This is a genomic window from Streptomyces antnestii, assembly GCF_004005495.1.
Taxonomy (GTDB): Bacteria; Actinomycetota; Actinomycetes; order Streptomycetales; family Streptomycetaceae; genus Streptomyces; species Streptomyces antnestii.
Map to the genome: position 1 here is coordinate 38,332 of NZ_RZYA01000033.1, position 25,082 is coordinate 63,413.

A 25,082-nucleotide genomic window follows, 5' to 3' on the forward strand; every position below is an offset into this window, starting at 1 on the left:
CGACGATCCCCCGCGTCGCCGGATGCGTACGGCAGTCCTGGCCAAAGGCCTGGAAAAGCCCTGCGAACAGGACGATCCGAGTATACTGGCTCTGAGCCAGTCAACGCAGGAGTTACAGAATGTCCCCGCGCAGCGCATCGGTCAATGAGGAGTTGCGCCGGCGATCCCGCGAGCGGCTTCTGCAGGCGACGGTGGAGCTCGTCGGGGAGCGCGGGTACGAGGCGACGACCCTCGGCGACATCGCCGACCGCGCCGGTTCGGCACGAGGTCTGGTCTCGTACTACTTCCCCGGCAAGCGGCAGCTGCTCCAGTCCGCGGTGCACCGGCTGATGCACCGCACGCTCGAAGAGGCCCTGGAGCGCGAGCCGCGCACGGAGGACGGGCGGGAGCGTCTGGCGCGGGCCGTCGACGCGATCCTCGGCCTCGCCGTCGAGCACCCCGTCCTGATGCGGACGCACATGGCGGGGATCCTCCAGGCGGAGGGCTTCGTGCAGTGCCCGGAGCAGCAGCGGCTCGCCGAGCTGCTGCGTGACACGGTGCGGCGGCACGGCTCGCTCAGCGTCGACCGTGACTATCCGCTGCTGCGCTCCCAGTTGATGGGCGCCGTCTTCACTGCGCTCGTCCCGGGGGCGCCGATGCCGCTGCGGGCCCTGCGGGCGGAGCTGTTCACCCGGTACGGGCTCGCGTGGGAGCTCGGTTTCCCGCCGGACGACGCGGCGCCCGGCGGGAGAAGCCCGGGCGGAACCCCGGACTTCTCCCAGTTCTTCGAACCCGGCCGGGCGGATTCAAGCCGGGCGGATCCTCAGACCGATTCTCAGACCGACCCTCAGTCGAAGTAGTCCGGCTGCGTCTGGACGTTCAGCTCGTCGACGTGGACCTTCTCGGCGGGGTCGGTGAGCCGGTCACTGACCTTCAGGACGTCGAAGCCCTTGGCGATGTCGTTCGAGTAGATGTGGCCGTTGTAGTAGTACGCGGACCAGGAGCCGCCGACGCGGAGCGTGTCCGTGGTGAGCGGGCCGCGCTCGAAGTAGCCGATCTCCCGGGGCTTCGTGGAGTCCGTGAAGTCCCAGACCGAGACGCCGCCCTGGTACCAGGCCTGGACCATGATGTCCTTGCCCTTGACGGGGATGAGCGAGCCGTTGTGGGCCACGCAGTTCTCGGTTGCCGCCTGGTGGCGGGGGATCTTGAAGTAGCTGCGGAAGACGAGCTTGCGGTGGTCTCCCTTGCCGGTGATGTCGTAGATGCCGTCCGCACCGCGGTTCGGACCGACGGCCTCGTTGCAGGTGGCCGCTCCGCCGCCGCCCAGCTCGTCCGTGAAGACGACCTTGTCGGCCTTCTGGTTGAAGGTCGCCGAGTGCCAGAACGCGAAGTTCTTGTTGTCCTGGACCCGGTCGATGACCTTGGGGTTCTCGGGGTCCTCGATGGAGAACAGGATGCCGTCACCCATGCACGCGCCGGCGGCCAGGTCCTTGGACGGCAGCACGGTGAGGTCGTGGCAGCCGGTGGTCTTGGAGACACCCGGGTTGGTCGGAGCGCCCGGGTTGCCGCCGCCGTCGGGGCCCTCGCCCGGGAACAGGACGGGGAAGCCGACGACCGCCGCCTTCTCGGGGGCGTTGCGCGGCACCTTGATGACGGAGATCCCGTCGTGCGGGGGCTGGCAGTCCGGGAACGTGGCGCTCGGCGAGTACGAGGACACGTACACGTAGACGTTCTTCTTCTCGGGCACCAGCGTGTGGGTGTGCGAGCCGCAGGCGGTCTCGACGGCGGCGACGTACTTCGGGTTCTTCTTGTCGCTGATGTCGAAGACCTTCATGCCCTCCCAGGACGACTTCTCCGTGGCCGGCTGGGTGGTGCTGGCACAGGAGTTGTCGCTGCGCGACGAGTCGGTCGACAGGAAGAGCAGGTTCCCGGAGACGGAGATGTCGTTCTGCGATCCGGGGCACAGGACCTGCGCGACCGTCTTCGGGGCCTTGGGGTCGCTGATGTCGAAGATGCGGAAGCCGTCGTAGTTGCCGGCGAAGGCGTACTGGCCCTGGAACGCGAGGTCCGAGTTGGTACCGGGCAGCGCGTCCTTGGGGATGTTGGCGAGATGTTCGATGTTGTCGGAGTGGACGACCTCGTCCTGGGCGGGTATCTCGCCGCTCGCGATGGCCGCCTCGGTGTCGGCCGCCGCGCTCCTGGAAAGCTGCTTGCCCGCGGCCGGGGAGTCGCCCGGGTCGGGTGTCGCGGCCGCCGGGCCGCCCATGAGCAGCGCGGCGAGCAGACCGGCCGCGGTCGCGCCGACTCCCAGGCGTCTGCGGCGTGTTCGGGACTCGTTCAACAGGGTCACTGCTGTCTCCCTCGTCGATGACATTCCCGCGGCTCCCGTTCGAAGTTGAACGGTGCACGCATCCCCCGAGTATCGTCTTCCTCATGCACAGATCAACAGATGGCAACGTACTCGTAATGAAAGTTGCTCTTCCTTTGGTGATCGCGGTCGGCGCGCTCGCCCTCGGCGGCTGTGACGCGGCGCCGGACGGGGGCGGTGGCGACGCCAACTCCCGGTCGAGGCCCGGCCCTTCGGTGATCGCGCCGGGCAAGCCGGGCGAGGGCGCCGAGACGCTCTCCGCGAAGGACGCGCAGAAGCGGAGGCCGGACGACAGCCCCAACTCCGCCGACTACGCGTACGCGCAGATGATGATCACGCACCATACGCAGGCTCTGCTGATGACCGAACTCGCCCCGAAACGGGCCGAGTCGGGCCAGGTCAAGCGGCTGGCGGAACGCATCGCCGCGGCCCAGGGGCCGGAGATCGGCGCCATGGAGGGCTGGCTCAACTCCCACGGCAGGGAACGCGAGAGCGGCGGGCACCAGCACGAGGCGATGCCGGGGATGGCGACCGAGGCCCAGCTGCGGACGCTGCGCGCGGCACGCGGCGCGGCCTTCGACGAGCTGTTCCTGAAGCTGATGATCACGCATCACCAGGGGGCGGTCACCATGGCGACGGATGTCCTCTCCGAGGGGAACAACGTGCAGGTCGAGGAGATGGCGAACGACGTCGTCGCGCAGCAGACGAGCGAGATCGGACGGATGCGGAAGATGTCATGACGCCCGCCCGATGAGCCCCGCGCGCTCCGCACCCTCCCGGCCTCGCCCCCGCGGTGTCATGCTGGAAGTCCGTCGGACCTGCGGAAGGAGTCCGCCGTGCTGCGCGTCGCCGTCGTGGGGTCGGGGCCGAGCGGGGTGTACACCGCGCAGAGCCTGGTCCAGCAGGAGCGGGTGCCGGACGTCCACGTGGACGTCCTCGACCGGCTCCCCTGCCCGTACGGCCTGGTGCGCTACGGCGTGGCACCGGACCACGAGAAGATCAAGTCGCTGCAGAACAATCTGCGCGCGGTCCTGGAGCACGAGCGGGTGCGTTTCGTGGGCGGGGTCGAGGTGGGGACAGGGCTGCCGCCCGGCCGGCTCCTGGAGCTGTACCACGCGGTCGTGTACTGCGTGGGCGCCGCCACCGACCGCCATCTGGGCGTACCCGGCGAGAACCTGCCGGGCAGCTGGTCGGCGACCGACTTCGTGTCCTGGTACAGCGCGCACCCGGACGCGGTGGCGGAGGCGTTCGTCCAGGGCGTGGACTCGGCCGTCGTCATCGGCGTGGGGAACGTCGCGGTGGACGTGACCCGGATCCTGGCCCGTGGCGCGGCCGAGCTCGCGCCCACGGACATGCCGCAGGGAGCGCTCGGCGCGCTGGCCGACAGCCGGGTGCGGGACGTGTACATGGTGGGGCGCCGCGGCCCCTCGCAGGCCCGGTTCACGACCAAGGAACTGCGGGAGCTCGGCGCGCTCGCGGGGGTCGAAGTGATCGTGGACCAGGACGAGCTGGCGCTGGATCCCGCCTACCTCGACCCGTCGGCGCTCCCGGCGGCGAACCGGCGGAACGTCGAGGTGCTGCGCACCTGGGCCGCGCAGCCGTCGCCGGGCCTGCCCCGCCGTATCCACCTGCGGTTCTTCCTGCGTCCCGTGGCGCTTGCGGAGGGGCCGACGGGCCGGGTGTCGGGGGTGCGGTTCGAGCGCACCTCGCCGGACGGCGCGGGCGGGGTGACCGGCACCGGCCGCTACGAGGACATCGACGCGCAGCTCGTCCTGCGCTCGGTCGGCTACCGCGGAGTACCCCTGGAGGGGCTGCCGTTCGACGCGCCCACCGGGACGGTGCCGCACCGCGCGGGCCGGATCCTGCGGGCCGGCGAGGCCTCGCCCGGCGAGTACGTCGCGGGCTGGATCAAGCGCGGGCCGTCCGGGGTGATCGGCACCAACCGCCCCTGCGCCAAGGAGACCGCCCAGTCGCTGCTCGACGACGCCCCCGCGCTGGCCGCCAGGGACGTTCCCGATGACGCGCTTCCCGGGCTGCGGGCGGCGGGCGCGGCGGCGGTCGAGTGGCCCGGGTGGCTCGCGATCGAGCGCGCGGAGGCCGCTCTCGGCCGCTCCCTGGGGCGCGGACCGGTGAAGATCCCGGACTGGGCCGGCCTGCTGGCGGCGGCGCGCGACGGGACGCCGTAGCACTGCCGCCCGGATGATCCTGCCGCTCTTCTCGCCCGGGGCGCAGCGCTTCGACCGTGACCTCCTCCCGTCCCGCCCCGCTCACCGGCGGACGGCATGCGCGGGGTCGGCTTGCGCGCGGACGGCTTCGCCACGATCCACGGTCGGCTTCTCCACGATCCGCGGTCGGCTTCTCCACGATCCGCGGTCGGCTCTCCACGATCCGCGGTCGGCTCTCCACGATCCGCGGTCGGCTCTCCACGATCCGCGGTCGGCTTCTCGACGATCCGCGGTCGGCTTCTCGACGATCCTCGGTGGCGCCCCCGCCCTTCAACCACCCTCCTGATGAGGAGAGTTCAGCCTCCGAGACCGTCGTCGCCGAGCCGGCCCTCCTGCCGGGCGGCCGCCGCGAGGACGCTGTCGAGCAGTCCGGGGAAGAGCGCGTCCAGGTCGGCGCGGCGCAGCACGCTCATCTTGGCGGTGCCGCGGTAGATCTGCCGGATCACACCGCTCTCCCGCAGGACGCGGAAGTGGTGCGTGGTGGTGGACTTCGTGACGGGGAGGACGAAGTACGAGCAGGACAGCTCGATGTCCTCCTCGGCCGCGAGCTCCCGCACCACGCGCAGCCGCATCGGGTCGGCGAGCGCGTGCAGCACCGACTCCAGGCGGATCTCGTCACGCTCGGGGTGAGCAAGCGCCCTGCTGCTCGCTGCGGCGGTCGTCACGGTGACTCCACTTCGTTCGGCCCGGTGTGCGGACGCGGGTACGGCGGACGCGGCTACGTCACGCACCATTGTACGAGACCCTTCGTAGTTTGACAGGTGCCGTACTACGATGCCTATCGTACGAGGGCCCGCCACGCCCGTCGTGAACGTATTGGAGTCTGCCGTGAGCGCGTTGTTCGAGCCCTACACCCTGCGGTCCCTGACCATCCCGAACCGGGTCTGGATGCCGCCGATGTGCCAGTACAGCGCCGCGCCCGAGGGCCCCGACACCGGCGCCCCGAACGACTGGCACTTCGCGCACTACGGCGCCCGCGCCACCGGCGGCACGGGCCTCGTCATCGTCGAGGCCACCGCCGTCAGCCCCGAGGGCCGCATCAGCCCGTACGACCTCGGGATCTGGAACGACACGCAGGTCGAGGCGTTCCGCCGGATCACCGCGTTCCTCAAGGAGCACGGCACCGTCCCCGGGATCCAGCTCGGACACGCGGGCCGCAAGGCATCCACCGAGCGGCCCTGGGTGGGCGGCGCGCCCGTCGGGCCCGAGGGGCACGGCTGGGACGCCGTCGCGCCGAGCCCGCTCGCCTTCGACGACAAGCACCCCGTGCCCGCCGAACTCTCCGTGGAGCAGATCCGCGAGATCGTCGGCCAGTTCGCCGACGCGGCCCGCCGCGCGCTCGACGCGGGCTTCGAGGTCGCCGAGATCCACGGCGCGCACGGCTACCTGATCGGCCAGTTCCTCTCGCCGCACTCCAACGTCCGTGACGACGAGTACGGCGGCTCCTTCGACAACCGCGTGCGCTTCGCCCTCGAGGTCGTCGACGCCGTGCGCGCGGTGTGGCCGGACGACAAGCCGCTGTTCTTCCGCGTCTCCGCCACCGACTGGCTGCCGGAGAACGGCTGGACGCCCGAGGAAACCGTGCGCCTGGCCACGCTCCTCAAGGAGCACGGCGTCGACCTGCTCGACGTCTCGACCGGCGGCAACGCGGCCGGCGTCCGCATCCCCGTCGGCCCCGGCTACCAGGTCCCCTTCGCCGCGCGGGTCAAGGCCGAGACGGAGCTGCCGGTGGCCGCCGTCGGCCTCATCACCGACGTGGAGCAGGCCGAGAAGATCCTCGCCAACGGCGAGGCCGACGCCGTCCTGCTCGGCCGCGAACTGCTGCGCAGCCCGTCGTGGGCGCGCACGGCGGCCCGCGAACTCGGCGGGGACGTGCACGTGCCGAACCAGTACCAGCGCTCGGTCTGAGCGCCGCTCACGGGCGGCGGTACGACGGTCGGGCAGTCAGCCCTTGTCCTGCTCGCCGTACCGCTTCTCGAACTTGGCGACCTGTCCCTCGGAGTCGACCACCCGCGCCTTGCCGGTGAAGAACGGGTGGGACTCCGAGGAGATCTCCACGTCGACGACGGGGTAGGTCTCGCCGTCGTCCCACTGGATCGTCTCGTCGCTGACCGCGGTGGAGCGGGTGAGGAAGGCGTAGCCCGCCGACTTGTCGCGGAACACCACCGGGCCGTAGGAGGGCTGCTTGTCCTTCTGCATCGTGTCTCCATGAGTGCGTGAGTAGCGTGGCCGATACGCCGGTACGCCAGTACGAATCGCGGTACGGATCGCCGTACGGGCCTTTCAAGCCTCACCCGGAAGCGGCCGCTCCGCGACTCCGTTCCCGGGGTGCGGGGGCCGAGCGGCAAGTATGGTCGGAGCCGACACTGGCGGGAGGACTCCATGACGGTCACGGTGCTGGGCGCCACCGGCGGGCAGGGCGGCGCGGTGGTCACCGCGCTGCTCGAGTCCGGGTACGACGTGCGGGCCGTGGCGCGCGACCCCGGCGAGGCGCGGGCCCGGGTTCTGGCGGGCCAGGGCGTCGACGTCGTACGCGGGGACCTGGCGGACGCGGACTCGCTGGCCGACGCGTTCCGCGGTGCGTCGGCCGCGTTCGCCGTGACCACGCCGTTCGAGGCGGGCCTGGACGCGGAGGACGCGCAGGGGCTGGCCATCGTGGAGGCGGCCCGGCGCACGGATCTGCCGCATCTGGTGTTCGCGTCCGTGGCGAGCGCGGACCGGCACACCGGCATCCCGCACTTCGAGACCAAGGCGCGCGCGGAGCGGATCCTCGCCGACTCCGGCGTTCCCGCGACCGTGGTGGCGCCGAGCTATTTCTACGACAACGTCTTCGGGGAGCGCGACGAGATCGCGGCCGGGGTGTTCGCGATGCCGCTGCCGCCGGACATGCCTCTTCAGCAGGTGTCACGCCGGGACCTGGGCCTCGTGGTGGCGGCCGTGATCGCGGACCGGGAGCGCTTCACCGGGCGCCGGATCGAGGTCGCGGGCGACGATCCGACGCCGGTGCAGATGGCCGCCGCGATCGGCCGCAGTGCGGGCCGGTCCCTCACCTACCGGCAGATCCCCCTGGAGGAGGTGCGGGCGGCCGGCGCCGACATGGGCGCGATGTACACGTTCCTCGCCGAGACCGGCTACCAGGTCGATCTGCCCGCGCTGCGGGCCGAGTTCCCGCAGATCGCGTGGACTTCGTTCGAGGAGTGGGCCGCGGCCCAGCACTGGCCCGGGCCGCGGCCGTGAGCGGTTCCACGTGAACGGTTCTACGTGAGCGGTTCTACGTGAGCGGTCCCGGTCCTAAAGGAGCGTGGCGGTGAGGTCGGGGCCCGGCCCGTCCTCGTAGGCGTCGTCGAACGGGTACAGCGGACGCTCGACCCGGTGGTGGCCCAGGCGCAGGAGGTCCTGGTCGACTCCGCCCGGGGTGAGGGCGAGCAGCCAGTCGGCGGCCATGTCGTGGAGTTCGGGCTCCAGGTAGCCGATCTTCACGACGACCAGGTCGTACGTGCGCGGGTCGACGCCGAGGCCGCCCTCGGCCGGGCCCATGAAGTCGGCGAGCGTGTGGAACGGCTTGCGGCGCTCCACGAGGACGACGGTGAGGCCGCCGGCACGCACGGCCGCCATGTCGACACCGCGGTCGTAGGCGCCGCCCTCGGCCCGGTCCTTCCGCTCGGTGGCGCGCTGCAACGCCGTGACGGTGGCGGTGAGTTCGTAGGGTCCGCCGTGGTTCGCGTCGACCTTGCCGCCGACATCGAGGGTGACCTCGGCGCCGACCCCGGCCTCGAAGCAGCGGGCGACGGCGACCGGGTCGGTGATGCCGGGGTGCACGGCCGTGACCTCGCCCGTGCGGATCGCGTCGTTCTCCAGGAGCTTGCCGAGCATGTACGCGAGGTCGCCCGCGCCGCCCGCGGTCGGGTTGTCCCCGGAGTCACTGATGAGGAAGGGGCGCTGGTCGGAGGCGACGGCCTTCTCGATGCACTCCTCGGCGCTGCCGGTCGGGCCGGCGAAGACGAAGTCCCGGCGGGCGTCCCAGTAGCGGCGGGCGAGTTTCTCGGCCTCGGCGGCGGCGAGTCGGGGGTCGTCGCCGGTGATGACGATGGCGGCCTTGCAGCGCGGTTCGTCGGCCCAGGCGTAGCCGACCCACATCGCGGCGTCGAGGATGCCGTCCTTCTTCTCGATGTCGGCGAGCGACGCGTAGAGGGACTTGGCGGGTTCGAGGCGTGTGCTGGTCTTCTCGCCGGGCAGCAGGACGGGGACCTGGATCCAGGCGCGGTGCGGACGCGTGCCGGTGCGCAGGCAGCGGACGAGGTTGCGGGCGGCGCGCTCGCGGGTGTCCCAGGCGTCCTCGTGCGGGGCGAGCCGGTGGGCGGTGAGCAGGTCGCAGGGCTCGGCGAAGCGGCGCGAGACGTTGCCGTGCAGGTCCATGGCGGCGGACAGCAGGGGGCGGGTGCCGTACGAGTCGAGCGCGGCACGGACCGCGTCCGTCAGGTCGCCCTCGGCGTCGGTGAGGCCGACGACGCTCATCGCGCCGTGGATGTCGTAGACCATGCCGTCGAGGGGGCCCGACTCGCGTATGCGGGTGACGAGTTCGTCCTTGAGGGTCAGATACGACTCGGCCTCGACGGGGCCGCCGGGGAGTGAGGTGGCGTGCAGCAGCGGTACCCACTCGACCAGCGCGGCGAGGTCGGAGTCGGGCCGGGTCCAGGTGTAGCGGTCGAGGAGTTCCTGGCCGCGGGTCTGCCGGAAGTCGTCCGTGGTGCTGCGGTGCGGGCAGAACGTGGAGGACTCGATGCCGATGCCGCCGATGCCGATGCGCAGGCGGCGTGCGGGGGCCGTGCTGATCATGCTGAGGCGCTCTCTTCCTGGGGTGCCTGGGGTTTCCTTGGGGGCGGGTGCGGTCAAGAGGTGGCGGCCGCCGAGGAGACCAGCTGCAGTTGAACTCTAGACCTGACCGAACTCGCCGGTCTGGTCAAGGAGTTCCCGCTCGAGGGCGGGCCGTTCTCGCGCGGCCGGAGCACGGTCAGCGCGGTGGCCGGGGGCGCTGACCCTCCGGAGGGGCGAGACGTTCGGCATGGCTTCGGGAGGTGGCCGCCAAGCCGGTGTGACCTGCGACGACGCCGTCTCCGGGGGTGACTGTCAGTGGTCGGGTGCAGACTGGCCCGTACCTGAGACAACGACGTCCTCGGAGGTGTCCGGCATGACGGAAGTGCTGCTGACGGTAGGCACGCGCAAGGGGCTTTTCATCGGCCGCAGGCGGGGCCGCGGCCCATGGGAGTTCGACGACGGGCCGTACTTCAACGCGCAGGCCGTGTACTCGGTGGCGATCGACACGCGGGGCGCCGTCCCACGGCTGCTGGCCGGCGGCGACAGCTCCCACTTCGGCCCGTCCGTCTTCCACTCCGACGACCTGGGCCGCACGTGGACGGAGCCCGCGCGGCCCGCCGTCAAGTTCCCCAAGGACACCGGGGCCTCCCTGGAGCGCGTGTGGCAGCTGCATCCGGCCGCCGCCGAGCCCGACGTGGTGTACGCGGGCACGGAGCCCGCGGCGCTGTACCGCTCGCAGGACCGGGGCGAGACCTTCGAGCTCGTGCGTCCCCTGTGGGAGCATCCGACCAGGTCGCAGTGGGTGCCGGGCGGTGGCGGGGAGGGTCTGCACACCGTGCTCACCGATCCGCGCGACCCGGGCGCGCTGACGGTCGCGGTGTCCACGGCCGGGGTGTTCCGCTCGCGGGACGGCGGACAGAGCTGGGATCCGTCCAACTCCGGCGTCTCGGCCGTCTTCCTTCCCGACCCGAACCCCGAGTTCGGCCAGTGCGTTCACAAGGTCGCGCGGGACGCGGCCGACCCGGACCGGCTGTACCTCCAGAACCACTGGGGGGTGTACCGCAGCGACGACGGCGGGTCCCGGTGGACCGACATCGGGGCGGGTCTCCCCTCCACGTTCGGCTTCGCCGCGGTCGCGCATCCGCACCGCGGGGACACGGCGTACGTCTTCCCGATCAACGCGGACGCGGACCGGGTGCCCGCCGACCGGCGCTGCCGCGTCTTCCGCACGACGGACGCGGGCGCCACGTGGGAGCCGCTGACGGCGGGGCTTCCCGAGGGCGATCACTACGGGACGGTCCTGCGCGACGCGATGTGCGCGGACGACGCCGACCCGGCGGGCGTGTACTTCGGCAATCGCAACGGCGAGTTGTACGCGTCGGACGACGAAGGGGACAGCTGGCGGCAGTTGGCCTCACATCTGCCGGACGTGCTGTGCGTCCGCGCCGCCGTGGTCGGTTGATCGGCCCGCCGGTTACGGCAGTAGGGTGACGCCGTGGCACCACGACCCTTGCACGAAATCGTCGAAGCCGGCTGGGCGAAGGCCCTCGAGCCCGTCGCGGGACAGATCACCGCGATGGGCGAGTTCCTGCGCGCGGAGATCGCCGCGGGACGCACCTATCTCCCGGCGGGGGCGAACGTGCTGCGCGCGTTCCAGCAGCCGTTCGACGAGGTGCGGGTCCTGATCGTCGGCCAGGATCCCTACCCGACACCGGGACACGCCGTCGGGCTCTCGTTCTCGGTCGCGCCCGAGGTGCGGCCGCTGCCGGGCAGCCTCATCAACATCTACCGCGAGCTGAACACCGACCTGGGCCTGCCCCAGCCGTCGAACGGTGACCTGACGCCGTGGACGCGGCAGGGCGTGCTCCTCCTGAACAGGGCGCTGACCACCGCCCCGCGCCGCCCCGCCGCGCATCGCGGCAAGGGCTGGGAGGAGGTCACCGAGCAGGCGATCAAGGCGCTGGCCGCGCGCGGGCGTCCGCTGGTCTCCGTCCTGTGGGGCCGCGACGCCCGCAATCTGCGTCCGCTCCTCGGCGACCTTCCGTCGGTGGAGTCGGCGCACCCCTCCCCCATGTCGGCGGACCGGGGCTTCTTCGGCTCGCGCCCGTTCAGCCGCGCCAACGAACTGCTGACGCGGCAGGGAGCGCAGCCGGTGGACTGGCGCCTCCCGTGACCCGGGAGTCGGGCGAGCCGGGGCGTGGGGGGTCTGACGAGCTGGGCGGGCCGGTCGTGCCGGGGCCCGGGCCTAGGGCGCCGGCCGAGCCCGGTGGGCCGGTCGTCTCGGGGGCCGGAGTGTCCGACGGGCTGGGCGGGCCGGTCGCGTCGGGGCCGGGACCGAGGGCGTCGGCCGAGCCTGGTGGGCCGGTCGCCTCGGGGGCCGGAGTGTCCGACGGGCTGGGCGGGCCGGTCGTGCCGGGGCCGGGACCGAGGGCGTCGGCCGAGCCTGGTGGGCCGGTCGCCTCGGGGGCCGGAGTGTCCGACGGGCTGGGCGGGCCGGTCGTGCCGGGGCCGGGACCGAGGGCATCGGCTGAGCCTGGTGGGGTGTCCGGCGGGCTGGGTGAGCCGGTCGTGCCGGGGCCGGGGCCCGGGCCGAGGGCGCCGGCCGAGCCCGGTGGGCCGGTCGTCTCGGGCGCCGGGGTGTCCGACAGGCTGGGTGAGCGCGCCGCCACGGGGCCTGGCGCGTCCAGTGAGCCTGGGGGGCCGACCGTCTCGGCGGCCCGGGCGTCCGGTGAGCCCGGCAGGCCTACCGTCTCGGCGGCTCGGGCGGCCAGGGAGCCCGCCGCCTCGGAGCTTGGAGGGTCTGATGAGCCGGGAGAGCCCGTCTGGGTTCTCGGGGTCGACTCCGGGGGTTCCGGGCTGCGGGTCGCGCTCGCCAGGGGCGGGGATCTCGCGCGGCCCGAGGCGACCGTGTCACGCGAGCCGGTGCGGACGGGCGCCTCGGGTATCGACGCGGACCATCTGCTCCAGCAGCTGCTGCCGATGGCCCGCGAACTGCTCGGCCGCGTAGTCGGCGGCCCGACCGGCGTCCCCGCGCTGCACGCGGTCGTCGTCGGAGCGGCCGGCATGGCCACGCTCGGCGACGGACTGCGGGCCGCCCTCCCGGACGCGCTCGTAGCCGAACTGGGCGTACGGCGGCTCGCGTTGGCCGCGGACGGGGTGACCGCCTACGCGGGCGCGCTCGGCCAGCGGCCCGGCGCGGTCGTCGCCGCGGGCACCGGCATGATCGCGCTCGGCACGGCCCTCGACACCTGGCGCAGGGCCGACGGCTGGGGCCATCTCCTCGGCGACAGCGGTGGCGGCGCCTGGATCGGCCGCGCGGGGCTCGACGCGGCGATGCGGGCGTACGACGGGCGGCGCGGGGGCTCGGCCGCGCTCCTCGCCCTCGCCGAGGAACGGTTCGGTCCCGCGGCCGGACTGCCCGCCCGGATCTATCCGCGCACCGACCGTCCCGCCGTCCTCGCCTCCTTCGCGCCGGACGTGGCCCGCGCCGCGCTCGACGATCCGGTCGCCGCGGGCGTCCTGCGCGAGGCGGCCCGGCACATCGCCGAGGCGGCCGCCGCGGTGTGCCCGCCGGGGACCGGCAGTGAAGTGGCGCTCACCGGCGGTCTGTTCAAGATGGGCGAGCCGCTGCTCGCCCCGCTCCGGGCCGAGCTCGCGGAGCAACTCCCGTACGCCACCGTGGTGTCGGCGACCGGCGACCCCCTGCACGGTGCGCTGGTGATCGCCGCCGCCCTCGCACAGGACCGCCTGCGCCTGCCGCGGGACGACCGGCTCCTCCACGTCCCGGGGGAGGCGGACGCGTCCTGAGGGGGCCTTCGCGCCCCTTCCCACCTGGACAGTTGAGCCATTCGTCACTGAACGGATAAATCCGGACGGATACCGCTCAGCTACCCCCTCCCCGAGCAGCGGAGACCGGCGAGCCAGTAGCATGCGGCGGCATGAGCTCCCCCACTGGGCCCGCATCCGGCCTGCCTGTACGAATGCCGCGACCCCGTCAGCCCGGTCGGCACCGCCGTCCGGAACCTGTGGCCGCACCCGAGGGCGCACCCGCACTCGTCCTCGCGGTGCCCGGCACGCCCAGCACCGCCTCGCGCAGCCTCGCCGAAGAGGTCGTGAGCATCGCCCGCTCCGAGCTGCCGGGCCTCGACGCCCGCATCGGATACCTCGACGGTGACGACTCGGCAGCCGCCGAGGCCTCGGCGTTCGCCGAGTTCCCGTCCCTCCGGGCCGTGCTCGCGCGCGCCGCGAAGGAGCGCACCGCCCGTTTCGAGCAGGCCCGTGCCGCGGGTGCCGACGTCGCGGAGCCCGACGGACCGGTCGCCGTGGTCGTGCCCCTGCTCGCGGGCCCGGACAGCGCGCTCACGCGCCGCATCCGGCAGGCCGTGATCGACAGCCGGACGGCCGCCGAGCTGACGGACGTCCTCGGCCCGCACCCGCTGCTCGCGGAGGGCCTGCACGTGCGCCTGTCGGAGGCGGGCCTGGCCCGTGCCGACCGCGCCCGTCTGTTCACCGTGGCGACCGCCGCGGACGGCATCATCCTCGCCTCGGTCGGTGGCGACGAGGCCGTCCAGGCGGCGGGGATCACCGGCATGCTCCTGGCCGCGCGCCTCGCGGTGCCGGTCATGGCCGCCGCGCTCGACGAGGAGGGCGCCATCGCGGCGACCGCCGAGCAGCTGCGCGGCTCGGGCTCGCAGCAGCTGGCGCTCGCCCCGTACCTGATCGGTCCGGAGATAGATGCCGGTCTCCTCGATGCGGCGGCGAACGAGGCCGGCTGCGCCTCCGCCGAGTCGCTGGGCGCGTACCCGGCGATCGGCAAGCTGGCCCTGTCGAAGTACGCGACGGCGCTCGGCATCGCGCCGCAGCAGAACCAGGGCGCGCCGGTCCGCTGACGCCCCTGCGCACGCACCGATGACGGGTCCGGCCCCAGCGGGGTCGGACCCGTCGGCGTACCGTCACGCAGAAGTCGGCAGGCGCCACACCGTCCGGGCTCACCCGAAGACCACACACGACGCGGCCGGCGTGCGCAAGGGAGCCGGCACGCCGCGCGAGGCCGGCCTCACAGTCAGTGGCCCGTCGCCGCACCGGCCGGGCTCAGCCGAGGAGCACACACAGGACGCGGCCTGCCTCGCGAGGGAACCGACACGGCCGGCCACACAGTCAATGCCCCGTCGCCGCACCGGCCCCGGGCTCACCCGAAAACGGCGGCAGCCGCAGACGCAGGCGCCGCACCAGCCGGGCTCACCCGAAGACCACGCACGACGCGGCCGGTGTCGGGAGGGAGCCGGCGCGGCGTGGGAGGCCCGTGTCGCGGTCCACGGAGAACCAGGTCACGTCGCCGGACCGCTCGTTCGCCGCGTACAGGAAGCGGCCCGAGGGGTGCAGGGCGAGGTCGCGCGGCCAGTCGCCCCCGCAGGACACGGTGGCCCGCAGCGTCGGCCGGTCGCCCGCGGCGTCGAGGGCGAGGACGGAGATGACGTTCTCCCCGCGTGTGGCCGTCCACAGAAAGCGTCCGTCGGGCGCGACGACCACCTCCGACGGGAACGCGTCGCCGTGCGGGGCGTCCGGCAGCACGGCGATCTCGCCGATCGGCTGCAGGCCCCCGTCGGCGGCGTCCCAGCGGCAGACGGTGACGGTCGGCGTGAGCTCGTTCACGATGTACGCGCGGTCGCCGCGCGGGTGGAAGGCGAGATGCCGGGGGCCGGAGCCGGGCCGCAGCGCGACCTCCCTGTGCACGTCCGGGCGCCCGTCCGCCAGCGAGAACACCCGTACGGAGTCGGTGCCGAGGTCCACGCTGACGGCCCAGCGGCCGGTGGTGTCGGGCAGGACCTGGTGGGCGTGCGGGGCCTGCTGACGCTTGGGGTGCGGGCCCGAACCCTCGTGGCGCAGCACCTCGACACGGTCCCCGTCGAGCGTGCCGTCCGGGCGCAGCCGTACCGAACTGACGCTGCCCGAGCCGTAGTTGGCGGTGAGGACGTGACCGTCGTACAGGGCGAGATGGGTGGGGCCCGAGCCGTGGACGAGCACCCCGCGCCCCGCGAGTTCCGGCTTGCCGTCCCCCGTGCGGAACGCGGCGACGGCCCCCTCGGAGGTCTCGCTCACCGCGTAGAGCATGTCGCGCGTGGGTGAGAGCGCGAGGTACGAGGGGTCCGGCAGCGTGTCGACGGCACTGAGCACGGTCAGCGCGCCGCTCTCCGCGTCGACGGACGCCGCCACGATCCCGGAGCCGCCCGCGGCGGTGAAGGATCCGATGTACGCCCGTCCGTTCTTCGTGTCGCCCACGCGAATCCCCTTGCGCCGGAGTACGGCGAAGCCGGGTGCTCGCCGTTCGTGCGGCCGACGGTAGCAGCGGGTCTAGACCAGAAGGCGTCCGGACGCCCTGGCGGCGCCCTCGGGATGCTGGACGTACGCCGGCGTGCGCTCCGTGGTGTCGTAGGTGCGGTGGAACACGGGTGTCGCCGAGCCGGAGATCGGAGGCACGATCCAGGACCAGTCGGCGCTCACGGTGCGGCCCTTGCGTTCCTCGCGAGCCAGGTGGGTGAGGAAGCGCCGGGACTCGGTGTGGTGGTCCGTGACGGTGACACCTGCGCGGTCGAAGGAGTACAGGACGGCGCGGTTCAGCTCGACGAGGGCGCGGTCCTTCCACAGGGAACGGTCGTCGGTGGTGTCGAGGCCGAGGCGTCGCGCGATGCGGGGCAGGAGGTCGTAGCGGTCCGTGTCGGCGAGGTTGCGGGCGCCTATCTCGGTGCCCATGTACCAGCCGTTGAAGGGCGCCGCGGGGTAGCAGATCCCGCCTATCTCCAGGCACATCGTTGCCATCGCGGGCACGGCGTGCCAGCGCAGCCGCAACCCGGCCCACCAGTCGTGCTCCTCGTGCTCGATGGGGACTTCGAGGACCGCGTCGGGCGGCAGGTCGAAACAGCGCGGCTTGTCGTCGGTGCCCTCGACGATCAGGGGCAGTACGTCGAAGGGGGTGCCGTCGCCGCCGCGCCAGCCGAGACGCCGGGCGAGCGCGGTGATGCCCTCGTTGCGCGGGTCGCCGACGACGCGGCCGTCGCGCTGTGCGTAACCCGCGTACCGGATGAGCTGTTCGTTCCAGATGCGCGGTCCGGGGCGGCCCGGTGCGTCGGGTGCGAACACGGTGATCAGGGGGCGGATGCGGCCGTCGCGGGACGCCTCGCGCAGGTGGTCGGCGCAGGCGGCGGCGATGTCCTCGGCGGCGGTGAGGTGCCGGCGGTCACGGACGTGCAGGGAGTTCCAGTAGAGGCGGCCGATGCAGCGGTTGGCGTTCCGCCAGGCGACGCGGGCGCCGAAGGTGAGCTCGCGCGCGGTGTGGCGGTACGTCCCGGTGCCGGCGATCTCGTCGTACACCTCCGCGAGACGGCGGGCCGGGTCGCCGAGCCGCTCCTCGGCGTGGTGGGCGCGGATGAAGTCGGAGGCGGCGTGCCACGGCCCGGCCGACAGGGGGATCCGCGGGCGTACGACTCGGGCGGCAACGGCGGCGCGGTACGGGCCACCACTTTCTACGCCGGCGGCGCGGTACAGGCCCCCACCTTCTACGCGGGCGGCGCGATGCGGGCGACCACCATCTCCGTCGGCCCGGTGCGGGCCACCACCATCTCCGCCGGCGCCGTGCGGCCCGCCACCTTCTCCGCCAGCGCGGTGCGGCCCATCTCCCTCCGCCCCGTCACACCGCCCGCTGGCGGCCCCCTCCCGCCCCGCGGCTGCGTCCCGCGCGTCGGCTCGGTCCAGCCAGCCGGCGGGGCCGTCGGTTCTCTGCGGTGTTTCGGGCATGGCGCGCTCCCAGGCGGTCCCCGGCCGCACGGATCCTCCCGCCGGCCCGCGCACCCCGTGCGTCCACATGATGCCGCCGGGTCACCCGTCCGGGGGCCGATCTGTCGCTTACGTGACGGGCTGCGCGTCGTGCAGATCCGCCATGCCGGTGCCGGGCCTCACGGCCTCCCCCTGCGTCACCGCAGGTGGGAGGGGAAGCGCGGGACCACGACCGCGCTTGCGGGCGGGCCCCGACGCAAGAGGGGCGCGGAGAGCTGCGCGGGGGCGCGGGCTGAACGGCGTGCGCCCCCTGCATCCCGCCCGCCTGGCTACACACCCCGCCGGGCTACACACCGCCGAGCTGCACCCCGCCGAGCGCTCAGGCTCCGATGGCTCCGACGGCTCCGATCGGGACCCGGTTGGATCCGCGCAGGGGAACCGCGAGTTCGAGCAGGGCCTGCTCCAGGGCGTGGAGATGGGCCAGGACCGGTTCGCCGTCCGCGGCGTGCTCCACGGTCGCCGCCTCGGCCCTGGGGCTCCGGCCGTCGACGGGCGAGTCGGTGAGCGCCTCGACGGCGGTCTCGACGCGCCAGCAGGCGGCGGCGAGCCGGGCGTCGTGCGACGCCTCCGGGTCGGCGACGACGGAGGCGAGCCCCCGCACCTCGCGCGCGCAGTCGTCAAGCAGCGCGAGCACGTGCCGGGCCCGTCCCGTGCGGGCCCGCATCGGGCTGAGCGGATGCACCAGCGGCGCGAGCGAGAGCCGGACCCGGCCGAGGATCGCCTCCAGTTCGGCCACGCGCCCTGCCGGGTCGGCCGTCGAGGAGCCGGCCAGCCGGTCGGCGGCCTCTGCCGTGCACGCGTGCACGCACCGCAGGGCCCGCCCGACCCACGCGTCGGTGACGGCGTGCGTGGTCACCGGCAGGACGAGGAGCACCGCGAGCACTGCGCCGAGCGCCCCGACGGCGGTCTCGCCCACGCGCAGCGCGAGGAGGGCCGGGTCGAGCACGCCGAGCAGCCCGTAGAGCATGCTCGCCATGACCGTGACGGCGAGCATCATCCAGGTGTACGAGACGGCGGCGGTGTAGAAGATCCCGAACACGCTGAGCGCGACGACCACGGCGGCCGCCACCGGCTGGTCGTGCAGGGGTACGGCCACGACGAAGCCCAGCACGATCCCGAGCACGGTGCCCAGGAACCGGCGGAACCCGCGCACCAGCGTCTCCCCGCGGGACGTGGTGTTCACGAACACCCACCACGTGGCGCCCACAGCCCAGTACCACCGCTGGTCGGACAACACCTGGCCGACGGCGAGGGCGAACCCCGCGCCCACCGTCGCCTGCACGGCCTGCCTCGTGGTGATGCGGGCCAGGCCGCTCCCCCCGGTGGGCGGCACGACCGTCCGAGCCGCGGGCAGGCGACGCTCGTAGCACCACACGCCGAAGCGCACCACGGACGACGCGGCGAGCGACAGGAGTACGGCGGCGTAGAGCTCGGGCAACTGGCCGGGCACGGCGTGCAGGAACTGGGCCGCGAAAAAGGTCATGAAGGCGAACACGCCGAGCGAGTGCCCCCGCGGCCCCCAGCGCCGCGCGTACACCCCCGCCCCCACGACCGCGAGAAACGCCAGGTCGCGCGCGACGGGCACCTCGTGCAACGCCGCGGCGAGCGCGAGCACCGGAAGCCCGACGACCGGCAGCAGCGCAGTCGTCACGGCCTGCCCGCGCACCGTCGGATCGGTCACCGTGAACAGGGCGAGCAGCGCGGCCAGACCACCGGCGATGGCGGCCACCAGCGAATGCCCGACGGCACCGCACAGCGCGACGGCGAGCCCGATGCCCAGCACCGCCCGGCTCGCGAACCGCAGCCGCATCCGCCCCGGATCCGGTGCCACGAACGCCCTCTTCAGCAAGTTGTCCCGCCTCTTCCGCACCTGGATGCGCCACGACATAAGAAAGGCGCCGCGGAGATCTCTCAGGATCCGCAGCGCCATCGACACACCTATCTCACCATCCGACCGACCGACGGTTCAACAGCGGCGAAAACTATTGGGCCAATGGCGCAACAAGGCCTCATCCGGTCCGGCCATGGCTGGACCAACGGACCATCCCGCGCTCCGCCGACGCACCGACGGCAGCAGGCACCGATCCACGCCACCGACCGCAGGTCCTCCGCGTGGCCGGGCGACTCAGCCAAGCGCGCGGTCGAGGTTGAAGGCCGCGCTGATCAGTGAGAGATGGGTGAACGCCTGGGGGAAATTGCCGAGTTGCTCTCCGGTGCGGCCGATCTCCTCGGCGTAGAGGCCTACGTGGTTGGCGTACGTGAGCATCTTCTCGAAGGCGAGCCGGGCCTCTTCCAGGCGGCCGGCGCGGGTGAGCGCCTCGACGTACCAGAAGGAGCAGATCGAGAACGTGCCCTCGGAGCCGCGCAGGCCGTCCGGGCTGGCCTCGGGGTCGTAGCGGTAGACCAGCGAGTCGGAGACCAGGTCCGTGCCGAGGGCGTCCAGGGTCGAGAGCCACTTGGGGTCGGTGGGCGAGACGAACTTGGCCATCGGCATCATCAGCACGGAAGCGTCGAGTACGTCGCTGCCGAGGCCCTGGACGAACGCGCCACGCTCGGCCGACCAGCCCTCTCGCATGATCTGCCGGTAGATCTCGTCCCGGCTCCGCCCCCAGCGGGGAACGTTGCCCGGCAGGCCGCGACGGAGGGCCATCCGGATGCCCCGTTCGATCGCCACCCAGCACATCAGCCGCGAGTAGACGAAGTCCCGCCGGCCGCCCCGGGTCTCCCAGACGCCCTCGTCGGGCTGGTCCCAGTGGTCGCAGAGCCAGTCCACCACGGCCCCGACCTCGTCCCAGTGGTCGCTGCTGATCGGCTGCCCCCACTTGTCGTACAGGTAGATCGAGTCGATCAGCGCGCCGTAGATGTCCAGCTGGAGCTGCTTGGTGGCGGCGTTTCCCACGCGGACCGGAGCGGATCCCAGGTGCCCTTCGAGGTGGCTCAGCTCGGACTCGGGCAGGTCGCTGCGCCCGTCGATGCCGTACATGATCTGCAGCGGTCCGGTGGGGCCGGTGCCGCGCATGATGCCCCGCTCGGACACGAAGCCCATGAAGGCCTCGGCCTCCGAGGTGAAGCCCAGGCGGAGCAAGGCGTAGACGCAGAAGGCGGCGTCGCGGATCCACACGTACCGGTAGTCCCAGTTCCGCTCACCGCCGATCAGTTCGGGCAGGCTGGTCGTCGGCGCGGCCACGATCGCACCGGTCGGTACGTAGGTGAGCAGCTTCAGCAGCAGCGCGGAACGGTGCACCATCTCCCGCCACCGGCCGCGGTAGCGCGAGCGGCTCAGCCAGGTGCGCCAGAACCGCGCCGTCGCCTCGAACTGGTCCTCCGCCTCGACGTGCGGACAGGCCCGCGGGCGGACCTCGTCGGTGAGGCGGTCGAGGGCGAAGACCACTGACTCGCCTTCGAGGATCTTGAAGTGCGACCACACGTCCGTGCCGTCGGTCTCCAGCGGTGCGGTGGAGGTCAGCGCCAGTGACATCGACGGGGCCTCGAAGACGGCCTCGTGGGCCTCCAGGCGCACCGTGTGCGTTTCGGTCCCGTAGCCGAAGCGCGGAGCTATCCGCGCCCGGAACGGGAGGGTTCCCCGTACGCAGATCACCCGCCGGATCAGGCGGTGCCGGGACGCCTCGCGCGACTCGTCGACGACCGGCATGAAGTCCTGGATCTCCGCCACCCCGTCGGCCGCGTAGAACCGCGTGATCAGGACGTTGGTGTCGGGGTGGTAGAACTGCCGCCTCCGTGAGGGCACGTCGGCGGCCAGCTCGAACGATCCGCCCCGGTCGGCGTCGAGGATCGACGCGAACACACTCGGTGCGTCGAAGCGTGGGCAGCAGTACCAGTCGATCGTGCCGTTGGTGCCGACGAGCGCAGCCGTACGCAGATCTCCGATCAGGCCGTGCTCGGAGATCGGCAGATAGCGCGGGTTCCACAGGCCGTCCGCCGGGCCGGCTCCGTTCCCGAATTCCATGCCGCCCTCCCGACCGTTTCGTTGGGGGCAGGTGCGCGAGACGCGAGAAGACCTTGCTTTTCATGGTAGATCGCCCCCGGATTCCGGCGCGGCGGACTTCGAGGTTCACCGGAATCCGGGGAGGACCGCTCACCGTGCCGTACCTCCACGGCGATCTCGGCGCCGTGGCCTCGGCGCAGGCTCCCGGCCGGTCCAGTTGTAGCCAGATGGCCACGCGGTATCGCCCTTCGGCCGATGTCCGCGCCCGCCCCGGCTCCCTAGCGTCGGAGGCATGTCGGACGCTCACGGCCCACGCCACGGCCACTGTCTCCTCCTGGCGGCCGCCCTGTTCCTGCTCGCCCCGCTCGTGGGCGAGTTCCTCCTCGGCAACCAGCCGGTCACCGCGCTGCCGTCGCTTCTCCTCCTCGCCCCGATGTACGGCGGCGGAGCCCTGCTGATCCGCGAGACGGCCCGGCGCGCGGGGCGCGGCTGGCCGACGATGATCCTGCTCGGCGCGGCCTACGCCCTGGTCGAGGAGGGCCCGGTCGACCAGATGCTCTGGAATCCGCACTACGGCGGCTTCGACATGGGGCTCGCGTACGCCGGAACCCATGTCCCGGTGCTCGGTGTCAGCGTGGAGATGGTCCAGGACGTGCTGTCGATGCACACGGTCTGGAGCATCTGCGTACCGATCGCGCTCGTCGAGACCTTCGGCCGCGACCGCACGCGGCCCTGGCTCGGCCCGGTCGGCCTCGGGGTCACCGGCGTCGTGTTCGCCGCCGGGTCGCTGTTCCTGGCCCTCGCCCAGGCCGGGTCCGAGCACTTCATGGCGTCCCCGGCCCGGTTCGGCGGCGCGGCGGCCGTCATCGGGGCACTGGTGGTGGCGGCGTTCGCGTACCGCCCCCGCCCGGCCGCGGCGCCGACTCGTACCGCTCCGGGGCCGTGGACGGTCGGCGCCGTGGCGTTCGCCGCGTCCGGTCTGTACTGGGGCCGCGAGTTCCTGCCGGACGGGGTCCCCGCCTGGGGCACGGCCGTCGCGTGGTGCGTCCTCGTCGCGGCGGTCGTGGCCCTGTGCGCGTACTGGTCGCGCGGCCGGGGCTGGGGCGCGTCGCACCGCCTCGCCCTCGCCGGTGGCGCGCTGCTGACCTACGTGTGGGTGGGGTTCGGGCACGCGCGCGACATGGGCGTCGCGTACGCGACGGCCCTGGCCGGCAACATCGTCCTCGGCGCGGGCGCGATCGTGCTTCTGGTGGGGGCGGCGGCCGTGGTGCGCGGCCGCCGGACCGGCGCGCACGACGGACCCGGAACCCGTACGGCTCCGATCACCGCAAGCAAATGACGACGCGTACCGCGGACACGGGACCGCCCCGGTCGGCAGGTGCCGACCGGGGCGGAACGCGTCACCGCGGAAACGCGTCAGGCGGATAGCCCTCAGCGCGGATACCCCTGAGCGCGGATACGCCTCAGCGCGTGAGTGCTCAGGCGAGCGACGCGATGGCCTCGTTGAACGTGGCCGACGGACGCATGACGGCCGCGGCCTTGGCGGCGTCCGGCTGGTAGTAGCCGCCGATCTCGGCCGGGCTGCCCTGGACGGCGATCAGCTCGTCGACGATCGTCTGCTCCTGCTCGGCCAGCGTCTTGGCGAGCGGCGCGAACGCCTCGGCGAGCTGCGCGTCGGCGGTCTGCTTGGCCAGCTCCTGCGCCCAGTACAGGGCGAGGTAGAAGTGGCTGCCGCGGTTGTCGATGCCGCCCAGCTTGCGGCTCGGCGACTTGTCCTCGTTGAGGAAGGTGCCGGTCGCGCGGTCGAGCGTGTCGGCGAGGACCTGGGCGCGCGCGTTGCCCGTGGTGGTCGCCAGGTGCTCGAAGGAGACCGCGAGGGCGAGGAACTCGCCGAGGCTGTCCCAGCGCAGGTAGTTCTCCTTGACGAGCTGCTGGACGTGCTTCGGAGCGGAGCCGCCGGCGCCCGTCTCGAACAGACCGCCGCCGTTCATCAGCGGGACGACGGAGAGCATCTTCGCGCTCGTGCCCAGCTCGAGGATCGGGAAGAGGTCGGTCAGGTAGTCGCGCAGCACGTTGCCGGTGACGGAGATGGTGTCCTCGCCGCGGCGGATGCGCTCCAGGGAGAACGCGGTGGCCTCGACCGGGGACATGATCCGGATGTCCAGGCCCTCGGTGTCGTGGTCGGCCAGGTACGTCTTGACCTTCGCGATGAGCGTGGCGTCGTGCGCGCGGCCCTCGTCGAGCCAGAACACGGCCGGGTTGCCGGTCGCGCGGGCGCGGGTGACGGCGAGCTTGACCCAGTCCTGGATCGGCAGGTCCTTGGTCTGGCAGGCGCGGAAGATGTCGCCCTCGGCGACCTCCTGCTCCAGGACCACGTTGCCCGCGGCGTCCACGAGGCGGACGGTGCCCGCGGCCGGGATCTCGAAGGTCTTGTCGTGGCTGCCGTACTCCTCGGCCTTCTGCGCCATGAGGCCGACGTTCGGCACCGAGCCCATGGTGGACGGGTCGAAGGCACCGTGCGCGCGGCAGTCGTCGATGACGACCTGGTAGACGCCGGAGTAGCTGCTGTCGGGCAGCACCGCGAGGGTGTCGGCCTCCCCGCCGTCCGGGCCCCACATGTGGCCGGAGGTGCGGATCATGGCCGGCATGGACGCGTCGACGATGACGTCGGACGGTACGTGCAGGTTGGTGATGCCCTTGTCGGAGTCGACCATGGCGAGGGCGGGGCCCTCGGCGATCTCGGCCTCGAAGGACGCCTTGATCTCGGCGCCCAGGTGCGGCACGGAGTCCAGGCCCTTGAGGATGGTGCCGAGGCCGTCGTTCGGGGACAGGCCGGCGGCGACGAGCGCCTCGCCGTACTTCGCGAAGGTCTTCGGGAAGAAGGCGCGCACGACGTGACCGAAGATGATCGGGTCGGAGACCTTCATCATCGTGGCCTTGAGGTGCACGGAGAACAGGACGCCCTCGGCCTTGGCCTCGGCGATCTGCGCCGAGAGGAACTCGCGCAGCGCGGCGACGCGCATCACGGAGGCGTCGACGACCTCGCCCGCGAGGACCGGGACCGACTCGCGCAGGACGGTGGTGGTGCCGTCGGCGGCGGCCAGCTCGATGCGCAGGGTGCCGGGCTCGGCGATGACCGCGGACTTCTCGGTGGAACGGAAGTCGTCGGCGCCCATGGTGGCGACGTTCGTCTTCGACTCGGGCGTCCACTTGCCCATGCGGTGGGGGTGCGCCTTGGCGTAGTTCTTGACCGACGCGGGGGCGCGGCGGTCGGAGTTGCCCTCGCGCAGGACCGGGTTGACCGCGGAGCCCTTGATCTTGTCGTAGCGGGCGCGGACGTCCTTGGCCTCGTCCGTCTGCGGGTCGTCCGGGTAGTCCGGCAGCGCGTAGCCCTGGCCCTGCAGTTCGGCGATGGCCGCCTTCAGCTGGGGGATGGAGGCCGAGATGTTCGGCAGCTTGATGATGTTCGCGCCGGGCGTCCTGGCCAGCTCGCCGAGCTCGGCGAGCGCGTCGTCGATGCGCTGGCTCTCCTGGAGACGCTCCGGGAAGCTGGCGATGATCCGCCCCGCCAGCGAGATGTCGCGGCTCTCCACACCGACGCCGGCGGTCGAGGCGTAGGCCTTGACCACGGGCAGGAACGAATACGTCGCGAGGGCCGGGGCCTCGTCAGTGTGCGTGTAGATGATGGTCGAGTCAGTCACCGGGTGCTCCGCTCCACAGTCTGCGTCTCTCGTCTGCAACATTGCTCGACATCAAGATATCTCGTGATCGACCCCCTCTCGACAGGACCCCGCACAGGATTTCGCCCCGGGGGCCGCACGGCCGGACATCCACGGGCGGATCGGTCACCGGCCCACACAAACCGCGCCGCACTGGACCATTGGTACAGTCGTCCAGCGATCATCGCGCCCGCACCGCG

The 25,082-nt window shown here is 72.6% G+C and carries 19 protein-coding genes; 10 read left to right on the forward strand and 9 right to left on the reverse strand.

Translation table 11 applies throughout. The features are described from left to right. Positions 1–119: 119 nt before the first annotated feature. A complete protein-coding gene (locus tag EOT10_RS39240) occupies positions 120–839 on the forward strand; it encodes a TetR/AcrR family transcriptional regulator (protein WP_127833165.1) in 720 nt (239 codons plus the stop codon). On the opposite strand, the gene EOT10_RS39245 is transcribed toward EOT10_RS39240, so the two are convergent. After that, positions 827–2,329, reverse strand: coding sequence for an LVIVD repeat-containing protein (locus tag EOT10_RS39245; RefSeq protein WP_127833166.1), 1,503 nt, complete (start codon positions 2,327–2,329; stop codon positions 827–829). The two genes, EOT10_RS39240 and EOT10_RS39245, sit on opposite strands and share 13 nt — an antisense overlap. A gap of 116 nt (positions 2,330–2,445) precedes the next feature. Between EOT10_RS39245 and EOT10_RS39250 the strand changes: the two genes are divergently transcribed. Together EOT10_RS39250 and EOT10_RS39255 are read left to right on the forward strand one after the other, a co-directional pair. Next, positions 2,446–3,087 (forward strand): DUF305 domain-containing protein, encoded by a 642-nt coding sequence (locus EOT10_RS39250; protein ID WP_223281479.1) that lies wholly within the window; start codon positions 2,446–2,448, stop codon positions 3,085–3,087. Positions 3,088–3,183: 96 nt separating this feature from the next. Next, entirely contained in the window at positions 3,184–4,533 is a 1,350-nt protein-coding gene (locus EOT10_RS39255; protein WP_127833168.1) for an FAD-dependent oxidoreductase, read from the forward strand. Positions 4,534–4,868: 335 nt separating this feature from the next. Here EOT10_RS39255 and EOT10_RS39260 read toward each other — a convergent pair whose 3' ends face one another. Next, a complete protein-coding gene (locus EOT10_RS39260) occupies positions 4,869–5,237 on the reverse strand; it encodes an ArsR/SmtB family transcription factor (protein ID WP_127833169.1) in 369 nt (122 codons plus the stop codon). Between the two features lie 163 nt (positions 5,238–5,400). On the opposite strand from EOT10_RS39260, the gene EOT10_RS39265 reads away from it, so the two are divergent. Then, positions 5,401–6,480, forward strand: coding sequence for an NADH:flavin oxidoreductase/NADH oxidase (locus EOT10_RS39265; RefSeq protein WP_127833170.1), 1,080 nt, complete (start codon positions 5,401–5,403; stop codon positions 6,478–6,480). 36 nt (positions 6,481–6,516) lie between these two features. Here the strand turns inward: EOT10_RS39265 and EOT10_RS39270 are convergent, their stop codons facing one another. After that, positions 6,517–6,771 (reverse strand): type B 50S ribosomal protein L31, encoded by a 255-nt coding sequence (locus EOT10_RS39270; RefSeq protein WP_127833171.1) that lies wholly within the window; start codon positions 6,769–6,771, stop codon positions 6,517–6,519. Positions 6,772–6,954: 183 nt separating this feature from the next. On the opposite strand from EOT10_RS39270, the gene EOT10_RS39275 reads away from it, so the two are divergent. After that, positions 6,955–7,809, forward strand: coding sequence for an NmrA/HSCARG family protein (locus EOT10_RS39275; protein WP_127833172.1), 855 nt, complete (start codon positions 6,955–6,957; stop codon positions 7,807–7,809). Positions 7,810–7,863: 54 nt separating this feature from the next. Here EOT10_RS39275 and EOT10_RS39280 read toward each other — a convergent pair whose 3' ends face one another. After that, on the reverse strand, positions 7,864–9,408 hold the full coding sequence (locus tag EOT10_RS39280; RefSeq protein ID WP_127833173.1) for a M81 family metallopeptidase: 1,545 nt from the start codon (positions 9,406–9,408) through the stop codon (positions 7,864–7,866). Between the two features lie 352 nt (positions 9,409–9,760). Between EOT10_RS39280 and EOT10_RS39285 the strand changes: the two genes are divergently transcribed. The 4 genes from EOT10_RS39285 to EOT10_RS39300 all read left to right on the forward strand — a co-directional run bounded on the left by EOT10_RS39285 (position 9,761) and on the right by EOT10_RS39300 (position 14,276). Next, positions 9,761–10,849 carry a WD40/YVTN/BNR-like repeat-containing protein gene (locus EOT10_RS39285; protein ID WP_127833174.1) on the forward strand — a complete coding sequence of 363 codons (1,089 nt, stop codon included), beginning with the start codon at positions 9,761–9,763 and terminating at the stop codon, positions 10,847–10,849. Between the two features lie 33 nt (positions 10,850–10,882). Then, entirely contained in the window at positions 10,883–11,560 is a 678-nt protein-coding gene (locus tag EOT10_RS39290) for a uracil-DNA glycosylase (RefSeq protein ID WP_127833175.1), read from the forward strand. A gap of 683 nt (positions 11,561–12,243) precedes the next feature. Beyond that, positions 12,244–13,194, forward strand: a complete 951-nt coding sequence (locus EOT10_RS39295; RefSeq protein ID WP_223281481.1) for an N-acetylglucosamine kinase — start codon at positions 12,244–12,246, stop codon at positions 13,192–13,194. Between the two features lie 131 nt (positions 13,195–13,325). After that, on the forward strand, positions 13,326–14,276 hold the full coding sequence (locus tag EOT10_RS39300) for a sirohydrochlorin chelatase (RefSeq protein ID WP_127833176.1): 951 nt from the start codon (positions 13,326–13,328) through the stop codon (positions 14,274–14,276). A gap of 349 nt (positions 14,277–14,625) precedes the next feature. On the opposite strand, the gene EOT10_RS39305 is transcribed toward EOT10_RS39300, so the two are convergent. From EOT10_RS39305 to EOT10_RS39320, 4 genes are all read right to left on the reverse strand, one after another. Further along, on the reverse strand, positions 14,626–15,666 hold the full coding sequence (locus EOT10_RS39305; RefSeq protein ID WP_431313370.1) for a lactonase family protein: 1,041 nt from the start codon (positions 15,664–15,666) through the stop codon (positions 14,626–14,628). 72 nt (positions 15,667–15,738) lie between these two features. Then, entirely contained in the window at positions 15,739–16,854 is a 1,116-nt protein-coding gene (locus EOT10_RS39310; RefSeq protein WP_223281482.1) for a nitric oxide synthase oxygenase, read from the reverse strand. A 682-nt stretch (positions 16,855–17,536) separates the two neighbouring features. Beyond that, on the reverse strand, positions 17,537–19,066 hold the full coding sequence (locus tag EOT10_RS39315; RefSeq protein WP_127833179.1) for an FUSC family protein: 1,530 nt from the start codon (positions 19,064–19,066) through the stop codon (positions 17,537–17,539). A 276-nt stretch (positions 19,067–19,342) separates the two neighbouring features. After that, on the reverse strand, positions 19,343–21,184 hold the full coding sequence (locus EOT10_RS39320) for a glycoside hydrolase family 15 protein (protein WP_127833180.1): 1,842 nt from the start codon (positions 21,182–21,184) through the stop codon (positions 19,343–19,345). Positions 21,185–21,455: 271 nt separating this feature from the next. Between EOT10_RS39320 and EOT10_RS39325 the strand changes: the two genes are divergently transcribed. Beyond that, a complete protein-coding gene (locus EOT10_RS39325) occupies positions 21,456–22,502 on the forward strand; it encodes a hypothetical protein (RefSeq protein WP_189492694.1) in 1,047 nt (348 codons plus the stop codon). 139 nt (positions 22,503–22,641) lie between these two features. Here the strand turns inward: EOT10_RS39325 and EOT10_RS39330 are convergent, their stop codons facing one another. After that, a complete protein-coding gene (locus EOT10_RS39330) occupies positions 22,642–24,864 on the reverse strand; it encodes an NADP-dependent isocitrate dehydrogenase (RefSeq protein ID WP_127833181.1) in 2,223 nt (740 codons plus the stop codon). Positions 24,865–25,082 lie beyond the last annotated feature (218 nt).

Coding starts and splice junctions, on each gene's coding strand:
- EOT10_RS39240 (WP_127833165.1), top strand. CDS start 120: ATGTCCCCGCGCAGCGCATCGGTCAATGAGGAGTTGCGCCGGCGATCC.
- EOT10_RS39250 (WP_223281479.1), top strand. CDS start 2,446: ATGAAAGTTGCTCTTCCTTTGGTGATCGCGGTCGGCGCGCTCGCCCTC.
- EOT10_RS39270 (WP_127833171.1), bottom strand. CDS start 6,771: ATGCAGAAGGACAAGCAGCCCTCCTACGGCCCGGTGGTGTTCCGCGAC.
- EOT10_RS39275 (WP_127833172.1), top strand. CDS start 6,955: ATGACGGTCACGGTGCTGGGCGCCACCGGCGGGCAGGGCGGCGCGGTG.
- EOT10_RS39280 (WP_127833173.1), bottom strand. CDS start 9,408: ATGATCAGCACGGCCCCCGCACGCCGCCTGCGCATCGGCATCGGCGGC.
- EOT10_RS39285 (WP_127833174.1), top strand. CDS start 9,761: ATGACGGAAGTGCTGCTGACGGTAGGCACGCGCAAGGGGCTTTTCATC.
- EOT10_RS39300 (WP_127833176.1), top strand. CDS start 13,326: ATGAGCTCCCCCACTGGGCCCGCATCCGGCCTGCCTGTACGAATGCCG.
- EOT10_RS39320 (WP_127833180.1), bottom strand. CDS start 21,184: ATGGAATTCGGGAACGGAGCCGGCCCGGCGGACGGCCTGTGGAACCCG.
- EOT10_RS39325 (WP_189492694.1), top strand. CDS start 21,456: ATGTCGGACGCTCACGGCCCACGCCACGGCCACTGTCTCCTCCTGGCG.